Here is a 13,048-nt window from a genome sequence, read left to right on the forward strand (position 1 = left end):
AGGGAGCAGATGACATACGACGCCGCGGGGCTGATCCCCGCGCCCCGCCATGACCAGAGCCGTCCGGGCCGCGCGGGCGCGCGGATCCACCCGCGGCACACCGCCCTGGCCGCGTGCCCCGGCACCGAGGGGGTGGCGCGGCTGCTGCGCACCACCCTCGGCCAGGCGCTCGGCCTGGCCCTGCCGGACGGCGAACCCGGCGGCCACGACACCGTCACACTGCGGGTCGACGCCGAGCTGGAGCCCGAGGGCTACCGGCTCACGGTCGCCGAGGGCCGGGTGGAGATCGTGGGCGGCACGGCCGCGGGCGTCCACTGGGGCACGCAGACCCTGCGTCAGCTGCTGGGCCCCGACGCCTTCCGGCGCGCCCCGCTGAGGGGCGCGGAGGCCGCCCGGGACCTGGCGGAGCGGACGGTCGAGGACGCGCCGAGGTTCGCCTGGCGCGGGCTGATGCTGGACGTGGCACGTCACTTCATGCCCAAGGACGGCGTCCTCGCCTATCTCGACCTGCTCGCCGCCCACAAGCTCAATGTGTTCCACTTCCATCTCACCGACGACCAGGGCTGGCGCGTCGAGATCCGCCGCTATCCGGAGCTGACCGGGACCGGCGGCTGGCGCGAGCGCACCAAGCTGGGCCACCGGGCGTCCCCGCTGTGGGACGAGCGGCCGCACGGCGGCTTCTACACCCAGGACGACATCCGCGAGATCGTCGCCTACGCCGCCGAGCGGCATATCACCGTCGTCCCCGAGATCGACATCCCGGGCCACTCGCAGGCCGCCATCGCCGCGTACCCGGAGCTGGGCAACACCGACGTCATCGACACCGCCTCCCTCGGAGTCTGGACCACCTGGGGCGTCAACCCGAACGTACTCTCCCCCACCGACAACACGCTCCGCTTCTACGAACGGGTGCTGGAGGAGGTGCTGGAGCTGTTCCCCGGCACCTTCGTCCACATCGGCGGCGACGAGTGCCCCAAGGACCAGTGGAAGGCGTCCGCGACCGCCCAGGAGCGCATCCGCGCGCTGGGCCTCGCCGACGAGGACGAGTTGCAGAGCTGGTTCATCCGCCACTTCGGCCACTGGCTCGCCGAGCGCGGCCGCCGGCTGATCGGCTGGGACGAGATCCTCGAGGGCGGCGCGCCCGGCGCCCCGCTGCCCGAGGGCGCCGCGGTCTCCTCCTGGCGCGGCTACGCGGGCGGGATCGCCGCCGCGCGGGCCGGCCATGACGTGGTCATGTGCCCCGAGCAGCAGGTGTACCTCGACCACCGGCAGGCCGCGGGCGCGGACGAGCCGGTTCCGATCGGCTATGTCCGCACCCTGGAGGACGTCTACCGGTTCGAACCGGTTCCACCGCAGCTCACCGGCGCCGACGCGGACCGGGTGCTGGGCGCCCAGGCCAATGTCTGGACCGAGGTGATGGAGGACCGCCGGCGGGTGGACTACCAGACCTTCCCCCGGCTCGCCGCCTTCGCCGAGGTCGTCTGGTCGGCGCTGCCACCGTCCCCCGAACGGGACTTCGGGGCGTTCCAGGGGCGCATGGAGGCACATTACGCGCGTCTGGACGCGCTCGGCGTGAGCTACCGCCCGCCCGCCGGGCCGCTCCCCTGGCAGCGCCGCCCCGGCCTTCTCGGACGCCCGCGCGAGGGGGCGCCCCCGATCGTGTGAGCCGCCCGTAAGGTGCGCACCGCGCCCCTCTGCCCCTGGGAGCGTAGTCCCACCGGCGCAAGCCCAAATCGCACAAGGGTCCCTGAAACGTGGCAATCCACTCCCGACGGAGACGTCGCCAGAAATCCGTACCATCCCCCAGGTCAGGGACGGATCCACGGATCACGGACCCCCGCGACGGCGGGCTCGCAAGATGTGCCAGAGTTGCCACGTCCGGGCTGTCAGCACGTACCGTACGGCGCAACAGCCGGGATACCGGGGAAGGGGCAGCTGGGTTGACCACGCACGCACCGCAGGCGGCGCACACGGTGACGTTGCCGGGCACGCTCGACGAGGCCGTGGCGGCACTGGCCGCCATGCCCGCCGCCGTGCCCGTGGCGGGCGGTACCGATCTGATGGCCGCGGTCAACTCCGGCCTGCTGCGGCCCGCCGCGCTCGTCGGCCTCGGCCGGATCAGTGAAATCCGCGGCTGGCGCTATCTGGACGGGCACGCCCTCCTCGGCGCCGGACTCACCCACGCCCGGATGGGCAGACCCGACTTCGCCGCGCTGATCCCAGCGCTGGCCGCGGCCGCGCGGGCCGCCGGACCGCCGCAGATCCGCAACGCCGGAACCCTCGGCGGCAACATCGTCACCGCGGCGCCCACCGGCGACGCGCTGCCGGTGCTCGCCGCCCTGGAGGCCACGGTCATCATCGCCGGGCCCGAGGGGTCCCGCCGCGAGATCCCGGTCAGCCATCTGCTCGCCGGGGTCGATCTGCTGAACCCCGGTGAACTCGTCGGATTCGTCCGGGTTCCGCTGCTGCACGCCCCGCAGACCTTCCTCAAGGCCACCGGGCGCACCGGGCCCGGCCGGGCCACCGCCTCCGTCGCCCTCGTCCTCGACCCCGCGCGGCGGGGGGTGCGCTGTGCGGTCGGCGCGGTCGCGCCGATGCCCCTGCGCCCCTTGGAGGCCGAGCGCTGGGTCGCCTCGCTCATCGACTGGGACGGCGACCGCGGCGGTCTCGATCCGCAGGTCACCGCCGCTTTCGGCGAGTACGTCGCCGCCGCGTGCATCCCCGATCCGCTGCCCCCGCAGGACGGAAGCGAGCCGATCCCCCTGCCGCCCGCCGCGATCCACCTGAGGCGTACCGTGGCAGCCCTGGCCCGCCGAGCACTGGGGAGGGCACTCGCGTGAGTGATGAACAGCAGCCGCACCGGCCGGAGCCGGGGAGCGGATGGCAGCCGATGCCGCACGGCCCGGAGTACGACGCCGAGTCGACGGCCTTCGTCCAGCTGCCGCCCGACTACGCCCACCCCGCCCCGACCGACCCGTCCGGCCGTTGGGACCCGCTCGCGGCGCCCGGCACCGGCTACGCGCCCCCGCCGATGGACCCGGGGCACGGCGAGCCGGCCCAGGGCGGCCAGTGGCCGTCGTCCGCGCATGGCCAGGGCGTCCCGCACGACCAGGGCATGACCGGGCACTGGACCACCGCGGACACCGACGGCGGCTATCTCTACGGCGGCCACCACGATCCGCAGCACGGCTCCGGCCAGTGGCCGGTGCCCGCCGAGGACCAGCAGGGCCACCACCCGGCGCACACCGGCCACTGGCCGGCTCCGGCGGCCGAGGAGCCGGTGGACGACTGGCCGGTGCCCGCCCCGTCCGACGACGGCACCGGCGGTCCCGTGCACACCGCCCAGTGGACCATCCCGGTCGCGGGCGACGAAGCTGTGGACGAGACCGGGGAGTACCGGGTCGACGACCACCCCGGCCCGGCCGCGCCTCCGTACGGCGGCCATGCCGAGGGCCCTCAGGACCCGCAGACCACGGCCCAGTTGCGGATGCCCTTCGCCGGGGCGATGCCCCGGCAGCACCAGCCGCAGCCCTACCAGCCCCAGCCGCACCAAACCGGGCAGCAGCAGGGGCACGGCGGCCAGTGGTCGGTTCCGGCCGCCGACGAGGGCACGGAGGAGTCGGGGGAGTACGCGGTCGAGGGCCACCCGGGCCCGGCCGCCCCGCCTGCCGCGTCCGCGCCACCGGCCGCGCCCATGCCGCCGCCCGCCCGCCGCCGGCTGCGCATGCCCGACCGTGCCGAACCGTCCCCGGCCGCGGATCCGGCGTGGCCGGGCCCCTCCGCCGGGGACTCGGGCGAGTTCGCGACCGAGGGACACCAGGGGCTGCACACCCCGCCCCATGGCAGCGCGCCCCACGGCGGCGCGGCGCCCGCCGAGCGCCGGCCCGCCGCCGGCGGCCCCGACCAGCGGCCGGGCGATCCGGCCGCTGGGGACCCGGGCGAGTTCGCGGTCGACGGTCAGCACGCCGGGCTGGCGACCCCGCCGCACGGCAGCCCGGCGCCCGGGCTGCCCCAGGAGGCGGGCTGGCACGGTGAGTTCGCGGGCGACCGGTTCGCGGGTGACGCCCATGGGCACGCGCCGCACCCCGGCCCCGAGGACGGCACGGGCCACATCGACGTCGCGCGGAACGCCGTCGCGTTGAACGCCCTCGCTCCGAACCCCGCCGAAGCTCCCGCCGAGGCGATGCCGGACGCCGCCGGGCCCGAGCCCGTGGAGCCCGAACAGGCCGCGGCCGAAGGCGAGTTCACGGCGGCCGCTGACGCCGCCGCGGCGCCCGCCCCGGCCCGAACCCCCGAGGACGCCCCGGAGGCCGCTGACGCCCCCGCCGAGCCCCTTGCGGACCCCGACACCGCCCCGGCCGCCCCGGCCGTTCCGGCCGTCGACGAGAACCCGACCCACAGCGAGCATCCGCTCGCCTCGTACGTGCTGCACGTCAACGGCGCCGACCGCCCCGTCACCGACGTCTGGATCGGCGAGTCGCTGCTCTACGTCCTGCGCGAGCGCCTCGGCCTGGCCGGGGCCAAGGACGGCTGCTCCCAGGGCGAGTGCGGTGCCTGCTCGGTCCTGGTCGACGGACGGCTCGTCGCCTCCTGCCTGGTGCCCGCCGCCACCGCCGCGGGCAGCGAGGTCCGCACCGTCGAGGGCCTCGCCAACGGCGGACAGCCCTCCGACGTCCAGCGGGCGCTCGCCGCGTGCGGGGCGGTGCAGTGCGGCTTCTGCGTGCCCGGCCTCGCGATGACCGTGCACGACCTCCTGGAGGGCAACCACGCCCCGACCGACCAGGAGACCCGCCGGGCCATCTCCGGCAACCTCTGCCGCTGCTCCGGCTACCGCGGGGTCCTCGACGCCGTTCACCAGGTCGTCGCGGACCGCGAGGCCGCCGACGAGGCGGCGGAGGCCGAGGCGGAGGCACACGACGCCCACCAGGACCCGGCCCGCATCCCGCACCAGACGGGACCGCACGGCTTCACCGGCAACGGGAGCGTCAACGGAAGCGGCAGTGGAAGGGCATCGGCATGACCGGAATCGCGGACGGCGTGGGGGCCGTCACCGCCACCCCCGCCGCCGGAACGCCCGTCCAGCCGCCGTCCACCATGGGCCTCGGCGTGTCCCTGCCGCCCGCCGACTCGGCGGCCAAGACCTCGGGCACCTTCCCGTACGCGGCCGACCTGTGGGCCGAGGGGCTGCTGTGGGCCGCCGTGCTGCGCTCCCCGCACCCGCACGCCCGCATCGTCTCCATCGACACCACACAGGCCACCGAGATGCCCGGCGTACGGGCCGTGGTGACCCACGACGACGTGCCCGGCGACGCCTCCCACGGCCGCCGGGTCGCCGACCGCCCGGTCTTCGCCAAGGACCTGGTCCGCCACCACGGCGAGCCCATCGCCGCGGTCGCCGCCGACCACCCCGACACGGCCCGTCTCGCGGCCGCCGCCATCGCCGTCGAGTACGAGGTGCTGGAGCCGGTCACCGACCCCGAGCAGGCGTTCTCCGCCGAGCCGCTGCACCCCGACGGCAATCTGGTCCGCCATATCCCGCTGTCCTTCGGCGACCCGGACGTGGTCGGCGAGGTCATCGTCGAGGGGCTGTACCGCATCGGCCGCCAGGACCCGGCGCCCATCGGCGCCGAGGCGGGCCTGGCCGTGCCGCGCCCCGACGGTGGCGTGGAGATCTACACCGCCTCCACCGATCCGCACGCCGACCGCGACCTGGCCGCCGCCTGCTTCGGCCTGGAGCCGGAGCGGGTGAAGGTCGTCGTCACCGGCGTCCCCGGCGCCATGGGCGAGCGCGAGGACCCCGGGATGCAGCTGCCGCTCGGGCTGCTGGCGCTGCGCACCGGCCATCCGGTGAAGCTGGCCGCGACCCGTGAGGAGTCCTTCCTCGGCCACGCCCACCGCCACCCCACCCTGCTGCGCTACCGCCACCACGCGGACTCCCAGGGCAGGCTGGTCAAGGTCGAGGCGCAGATCCTGCTGGACGCGGGCGCCTACGCCGACTCCTCGGCGGACACCCTGGCCGCCGCCGTCTCCTTCGCCTGCGGCCCCTATGTCGTCCCGCACGCCTTCATCGAGGGCTGGGCGGTGCGTACCAACAACCCGCCCTCCGGCCATGTGCGCGGTGAGGGCGCGATGCAGGTGTGCGCCGCGTACGAGGGCCAGATGGACAAGCTGGCGGCCAAGCTGGGCCTCGACCCGGTCGAGATCCGGATGCGCAATGTGGTGGCGACCGGCGATCTGCTGCCCACCGGGCAGACCGTCACCTGCCCGGCACCGGTCGCCGAGCTCCTCCAGGCCGTGAGGGACGCACCGCTGCCCGTGCTGCCCAAGGACGACCCCGAGGAGGAGTGGCTGCTTCCGGGCGGTCTGGAGGGCGCGGGCGATCCGGTCGCGGTGCGGCGCGGGGTCGGCTACGCCCTGGGCATGGTCCATATGCTCGGCGCCGAGGGGGCCGACGAGGTCTCCACCGCCACCGTCAAGGTCACCGGCCCGGTGGCCACCGTCATCTGCGCGGCCGTGGAGACCGGCCAGGGCTTCACCACCCTGGCCCGCCAGATCGTCCAGGACGTCCTCGGCATCGAGGAGGTCCATGTCGCGCCCATCGACACCGACCAGCCCCCGGCCGGGCCCGCCTCGCGCGGCCGCCACACCTGGGTCTCGGGCGGTGCGGTCGAACGGGCGGCGAAGATGGTCCGCACCCAGCTGTTGCAGCCCCTGGCGCACACCTTCGGCATGTCCACCGAGCTGCTCGCCATCGCCGACGGCAAGATCACCTCGTATGACGGGGTGCTCAGCACCACCGTCGAGGAGGCCCTGGAGGGCAAGGAGCTGTGGGCCACCGCGCAGTGCCGTCCGCACCCCACCGAGCCGCTGGACGAGACCGGCCAGGGTGACGCCTTCGTGGGGCTCGCCTACTGCGCGGTGCGCACCGTGGTGGACGTCGACATCGAGATCGGCGCCGTAAGGGTCGTCGATGTGACGGTGGCCCAGGACGTGGGCCGGATCCTCAACCCGCGTCAGCTCAGGGCCCGTATCGAGGCGGGCGTCGCGCAGGGCATCGGCGCGGCCCTCACCGAGAACCTGCGCACCTCCCGCGGTGTGGTCCGGCACCCGGACCTCACCGGCTACGCCCTGCCGACGGCCCTGGACGTCCCCGACGTCCGCATCGTCAAGCTGATCGAGGAACGGGACGTGGTGGCCCCCTTCGGCGCCAAACCGGCCAGCGCGGTGCCGGTGGTCACCACTCCGGCGGCGGTGGCGGCGGCGGTCCGCGCGGCCACCGGCCGTCCGGTCAACCGCCTCCCGATCCGCCCCCAGGCGGCGGTCGTCAACCGGGGCTGAGCGCTCCGCCGGAAGCGCCGTGACGCGTCGTCGGCCGTCCGCGGCGCCGTCGTGGCCGGGTCCCACGCGGCGGAGCCGCATATCGACACGGCCGCGCCGGAGCCGCACATCGGCACGGCCCCGCGGGTCGCCGTGTCCGTCAGCGGCGGGCGGAGGGCGCCCGCCGGTGACGGACACTCCGCTCAGGCCGGGGGCGGACCCGTCAGAGCGGGCTCGCGCTCGCCCTCGCGGGCGGTGAACGGGCACTGCCAGTCGGCCGGCTTCGGGCGGCCGGAGTAGCGGCGGGCCTCGGAGAGCTCCTCGTACTCGAGCAGGTTGGGGTTGATATCGCCCTGGAGCTGGATGTCCTGTTTGCGTATCTTCTCCGCGAGCCGGTCCCACATCTTGGCGGCCTTGATGCGGTCGAACTGCTCATGCGAGTTGAAGGCCAGCATCGGGAAGGGAGGACGGCGGCCCCAGCGGCGGTGGGTCTCGTGCAGACCGATGACGAAGAAGGGGTGACCGGCGACGCTGTAGGCGAACTCCCTGGCCTGCGGATCGGACGAACGGCCCTCGGCCCAGCGATAGGACCGGGAGTCCTGTTCGTGGAGCAGCTGGAGCTGTTCCCACAGCAGCTCCTCGAACCGCAGCTCATCCACCCCGCGAGGCCGCTCGAAGGTCGCGATGAAGCTCGTGAACGACCGGTGGCTCCAGTCGGCCGAGTCCACGAAATCCGCGAGATCGAGTGCCATCAGCCGGGCCGAATCATCGGATCCCATCAGGTCGTAGTGACGATGGGTGATGCCACCCTTGCGCCAGGCGGACCGTCCCGCCAGGCAGGCGAACCGGTCCCCCAGAATGAACCGCTCCACCTCGTCACGTGCGTCCACTGTCATGGCCAGCCTTCCTTCCAACTACCTGCCTCCTCGCTGGGAGCTCATCTCCTTCTCCGCATTCGAAGGCGCCCACCCTGCTCACCTGCGTAGGAGAGCAGGAGAACGAGATGGGTCGCCTGGCTGAATTGTGATCGGCGAGGGCCGATCGGCGAAATCCGCCGGCCGGCCGTCCCAGTGGACGGGACGGCCCGTCACCTCCCACCGCCCGCCTACGGCCCCGGCGAGGTGTTCCCCGGGCCGGGGCCGCCCCGAGGGAGCGGCCCCGGCCCGGAACCGAGCCCGGCCGTTCAGCTTCCGGCGCGGTCCAGCGCCGCCGCGATCACCGGGCCGATCCGGTCCAGGGATTCCTCCCGCATCATCCGGTAGTGGTGATCGGGGATGCCGTGCACCACCAGGGCGCCGTCCACGAAGGGCAGCCAGCCGTCCGCCACATGCAGCGCGTCGCGCCGGTAGCCGGGGATCTCCTCCATGGCCCGGAACATCAGCATGTCGCCGTGAAACCGCTCGGGCGCGAACTTCCGCATCAGCTCCTGGTCGTTGAGCAGGATGTCCAGCAGCGGGAAGCTGGTCTCGCCCGCCAGCAGCCGGGGCGGCAGCCCGGTCTCCCGGCAGAGGTCGGCCACCAGATCGGCGGTGCCCTCGGCCCCGTCCGGGTGCGCCTCCAGCCAGCCCGGGGCGAAGATGTCGCCGCCCCCGATGTCGTCGAGCAGCACCCCCAGCCACTGGCGCTTGCTGAGCTCCGGTGCGCCGGGCAGCGCCTGGGCGTTGTCGGGGTAGGCGTCGACCACGGCCAGCACGGCGACCTCCTCGCCCCGGTCCTGGAGCCGGGTGGCCATGGCGTGTGCGATCAGCCCGCCGAAGGACCAGCCGAGCAGGTGGTACGGACCGGACGGCTGGACGGTGCGGATCTGCTCCAGATAGTCGGCGGCCATCTCCTCGACGCTCGCCGGGAGGACGTCCGGCTCGGTCAGCCCGCGCGCCTGGAGGGCGTACACCGGCCGGTCCGGGGCGAGATGGCGGAGCAGTCCGGTGTACGACCAGCCGAGGCCGCCGCCGGGGTGGACGCAGAACAGCGGTGGGCGCGGCCCCTCGCCGCGCAGCGGCAGCAGGATGTCCAGCGGCTGGCCCTGGTGCGCCCCGGCCGGGCCCGCGGCGTCCAGGCGGGCCACCAGCCGGGCGACGGTGGGCGCCTCGAAGAGGTCGCGCATCGACAGTTCGGTGGCCAGCGCGGCGCGGGCCTGGCTGGCCAGCTTGGAGGCGAGCAGCGAATGGCCGCCGAGCAGGAAGAAGTCGTCGTCGATGGTGACGCCGTCGACGCCCAGGACCTCGCCGAAGAGCGCGCACAGCGTCTCCTCGCGCGGGGTGCGGGGCGCCCGCCCGCCCGTGGTGGCCTCGAAGGAGGGCGCGGGCAGCGCGGCGCGGTCCAGCTTGCCGTTGGCGTCCAGCGGAAGGGCGTCGAGGACCACCAGCGCGCTGGGCACCATGTGCTCGGGCAGCACCTCGCCCAGCGTCTCGCGGGCCGCGGCGGCGTCCGGCGGGGTGTCCCCGGCGGCCGTCACATAGGCGACCAGCCGCTGGTCACCGGGCCGGTCGGCGCGGACCGCCGCGGCGGCCCCGGCGACCTGCGGGAGCGCCCGCAGCGCCGCCTCGACCTCGCCCAGCTCGATGCGGAAGCCGCGCAGCTGGACCTGGCCGTCGGTGCGGCCCACGTACTCGACGTCGCCGTCCGGCAGCCTGCGGGCCAGATCGCCGGTGCGGTACATCCGGGTGCCGGGCGGGCCGTAGGGGTCGGCGACGAACCGCTCGGCGGTCAGGGCGGGCCGGTTGAGATAGCCGCGGGCCAGCTGTGCCCCGGATACGTACAGCTCGCCGGTGACCCCCGCCGGGCAGGGCTTCAGGGCGGTGTCGAGGACGTACATCCGGGTGTTCCACACCGGCCGGCCGATCGGCACCGGTCCCTCGCCGCCGGGCGCCGAGGGGTGGTGGGCGATCTGGATGGTGGTCTCGGTGGGCCCGTAGAGGTTGTTCAGCGGCACACCGGGGAACCGCTCGTGGAACCGCTCGGCGGTCTCCCGCGGCAGCGCCTCACCGCCGCTGGAGGCCCGCCGCAGCACGCCCGCGCACGCGTCGGCGGCGTCCGGCTCGGCGAGGAACGCCTGGAGCATCGACGGCACGAACTGGAGCGTGGTGATGCCCTCCTCGCGCACCGTGCGGACCAGGTACGCCGGGTCCTTGTGGCCGCCGGGCCTGGCCACCACCAGGGTCGCGCCGCTCAGCAGCGGCCAGAAGAACTCGCAGACCGAGGCGTCGAATCCGGCCGGGGTCTTCTGGAGCATCCGGTCCCCGGTGGTGAGGCCGTACGCGTCCTGCATCCACTCCAGGCAGTTGGCCACGGCCCGGTGCGGCACGAGGACGCCCTTGGGGCGGCCGGTGGAGCCCGAGGTGTAGATGATGTACGCGGGGTGCTCGGGGTCGATCGCCACCTTGGGTGTGGAGTCCCTCGTGGCGTCCCAGGGGCCCGAGGTGTCCACGACGTCCATCAGCAGCCGCCGCACACCACTTCGCGCGGGCAGCGCCGCGGCGCTGTCGGCACGGGTGACGACGAGGGCGGGCGCCGCGTCGTCGAGCATGTACGCCAGCCGCTCGGCCGGGTAGTCCAGGTCCAGGGGCAGATACGCCGCCCCCGTCTTCAGCACCGCGATCAGCGCGATGACCAGGTCGGCGGAGCGTGGCAGGGCCACTCCGACGGTGCGCTCGGGCCCGGCGCCACGCGCGATGAGCACCTTGGCCAGCCGGTTCGCCGCCCGGTCCAGCTCGGCGTAGGTGACCGCGGTGCCGTCGCAGACCAGGGCCTGGGCACCGGGGGTCCGGGCGGCCTGGGCCGCCAGCAGCTCCGGGAGGGTGGCGCCGGAGGTCGGACGCGCCGTGTCGCCCGGCGCGCCCAGTACCCGCCGGCGCTCCTCGGCGGACAGCAGCTCCAGGGAGCCGACGGTGCGCCCCATGTCGGAGGTGTCGGAGAGGGAGCGCAGCAGGCCGAGATAGCGCTCCCGGTGGGCGATGAGGGCGTCCTCGGTGTAGAGGTTGGAGTTGGCGTTGAGGTCGATCCGGATACCGGTGCCGTCGGACCGGTCGTACCCCATGATCGAGAGGTCCTCGACGGTTCCGTTGGAGAGGTTGTGGCCCTTGACCCGGTGACCGGCGAAGTGGAAGTCGTAGTCGTACGTCATGATGTTGACGTGCGGGCCGAGCAAACCGTTTCCGCCATCCGGGAGTCGCAGATCCCGGGCCAGGTCGATACGGCGGTAGCGCTGATGGCGAAGGGCCTGCCTGACTTCCCGTGAGACCTGCCGTATCAGCTCCCGTATTCGCATATCCGTGCGCACCTGGATGCGCAGCGGCACGACATTGGCGAACATTCCGGGAATGGCGCGGGCGATGGCATCGGTACGGCCCGATATCGGCAGCGTCAGAATGATGTCAGATTTACCGGTCAATCGATGCAGATACAACGCGGTCGCCGCGATGATCATAGCCGACCAGTGGGTGGCGTATTTACGCGCGGCGGCCCGCAGCTCGACCGCTTCCGCCTCGGTCAGGTAGGCGGTCTGCCGGAGAACGGTGGAAAGTTCCCTGGTGGGGTGGGTGGAAAGCCGTGCCGGACGCGGAGAATCACCGAAATGTTCCAGCCAGTACGCTCGATCTTTGGCGAAATCCGGTGAGGCCCGGTATTCCGCGTCCTGGTCGACCATCGCCCGCAGCGAGCCGAAGGCCGTTTCCCCCTCGGCCGGATCGGTCCCCGTCATGAGCGCGGTGTACACCTCGGCGGTCCGCCGGCCCAGCAGGGCCGCCGATCCGGCGTCCGACACGATGTGGTGCGTGCCCTGGTACCAGAGGAACCGCTCGGGCTCCACCTTCAGCAGGGCGAACGAGAACGCCGGGTAGTCGCCCAGCTTGAGCGCCCCCGTGGCCAGGTCGTTCTTCATCCACCGCTCGGCCGTGGCCCAGGGGTCGTGCTCACCGGTGAGGTCCAGCCTCGGCAGTTCCCAGTCGGTCACTGGGTCCAGTATCTGCCAGGGCTCCCCGTCGTCCTCACCGACCCGCACGTTGTAGGGCTCGGCCTCCGCCACGGCCCGGCGCAGGGCCCGCTCGAATATCTCGGTGTCTATCGGTCCTTGGATCTCCAGGTACTCACCGACCCGGAAGGTGGTGCTCTCCGGCGGCTCCAGCTGCTCGATGAACCAGATCTCACTCTGGCCGGTCGTGAGCGGCAGTCGGGCGGCCGGTACGGCGGGCTGCACATTTCCCCCACTGAGAAAGGGACGCGGTCGAAAAAGATGGCCGATGACCGGGAGTCGTTATTCCGCGCGGTCGCAGGCACTACAGCGCGACCCTATGAGACGGAATTGCGCTCAGTGCGGGGGTCGGGAGACCGTTCGGTGGCGAGACTGTGAAAATCGCCGCGCCCCTAGGGATTTACCTGGTGCACACCACGATTCCGGGACGGCCGGATGGCGTGCACGAGCATGCGCCCCGCGGGCGCGTGTGTCCAGAGGATGTCCGGGAGTTCGCCGAGAGGCAACCCAATGCGCGGACGTCCGGTGAGGACGCCCGCGCTGGTGTGTGGAGGCCGTGGCGGGAATCGAACCCACGTAACTCGATTTGCAGTCGAGCCCCTCAACCACTCGGGCACACGGCCGATGTCGTGCTGTGTTCTCGACGATAGGGCGGGGGCGGGGCGGGGACAACGGCGCGGCGGGGGGGGCCATACGACCGACACACCGCGTTCATGGCGGCCGGGTGAGTCCGCCCGGGACGGGCCGGGCCCGGTCCCGGGG

General features: G+C 73.6%; 6 protein-coding genes and 1 tRNA gene. 4 read left to right on the top strand and 3 right to left on the bottom strand.

Going from position 1 to position 13,048, the window contains the following annotated elements; genetic code table 11:
- Positions 1-9: 9 nt before the first annotated feature.
- The 4 genes from NQU54_RS35810 to NQU54_RS35825 all read left to right on the top strand — a co-directional run bounded on the left by NQU54_RS35810 (position 10) and on the right by NQU54_RS35825 (position 7,338).
- Positions 10-1,665 carry a beta-N-acetylhexosaminidase gene (locus NQU54_RS35810; protein ID WP_257634655.1) on the top strand — a complete coding sequence of 552 codons (1,656 nt, stop codon included), beginning with the start codon at positions 10-12 and terminating at the stop codon, positions 1,663-1,665.
- Positions 1,666-1,940: 275 nt separating this feature from the next.
- Complete coding sequence (locus NQU54_RS35815) at positions 1,941-2,840, top strand: FAD binding domain-containing protein (RefSeq protein ID WP_069863626.1); 900 nt, start codon at positions 1,941-1,943, stop codon at positions 2,838-2,840.
- Complete coding sequence (locus NQU54_RS35820) at positions 2,837-5,020, top strand: 2Fe-2S iron-sulfur cluster-binding protein (protein ID WP_257634656.1); 2,184 nt, start codon at positions 2,837-2,839, stop codon at positions 5,018-5,020. The genes NQU54_RS35815 and NQU54_RS35820 overlap by 4 nt, the downstream gene beginning before the upstream one ends.
- Positions 5,017-7,338, top strand: coding sequence for a xanthine dehydrogenase family protein molybdopterin-binding subunit (locus tag NQU54_RS35825; protein ID WP_257634657.1), 2,322 nt, complete (start codon positions 5,017-5,019; stop codon positions 7,336-7,338). The genes NQU54_RS35820 and NQU54_RS35825 overlap by 4 nt, the downstream gene beginning before the upstream one ends.
- 182 nt (positions 7,339-7,520) lie before the next feature.
- Here the strand turns inward: NQU54_RS35825 and gntA are convergent, their stop codons facing one another.
- The 3 genes from gntA to NQU54_RS35840 form a co-directional block, all read right to left on the bottom strand.
- Entirely contained in the window at positions 7,521-8,213 is a 693-nt protein-coding gene (gene gntA, locus NQU54_RS35830) for a guanitoxin biosynthesis heme-dependent pre-guanitoxin N-hydroxylase GntA (protein ID WP_257634658.1), read from the bottom strand.
- A gap of 287 nt (positions 8,214-8,500) precedes the next feature.
- Entirely contained in the window at positions 8,501-12,511 is a 4,011-nt protein-coding gene (locus tag NQU54_RS35835) for a non-ribosomal peptide synthetase (protein ID WP_257634659.1), read from the bottom strand.
- Between the two features lie 323 nt (positions 12,512-12,834).
- Positions 12,835-12,909: transfer RNA gene (locus NQU54_RS35840), tRNA-Cys, on the bottom strand.
- Positions 12,910-13,048: the final 139 nt, after the last annotated feature.

The organism is Streptomyces malaysiensis subsp. samsunensis, from assembly GCF_024519315.1.
In the GTDB taxonomy this organism is placed as follows: domain Bacteria; phylum Actinomycetota; class Actinomycetes; order Streptomycetales; family Streptomycetaceae; genus Streptomyces; species Streptomyces malaysiensis.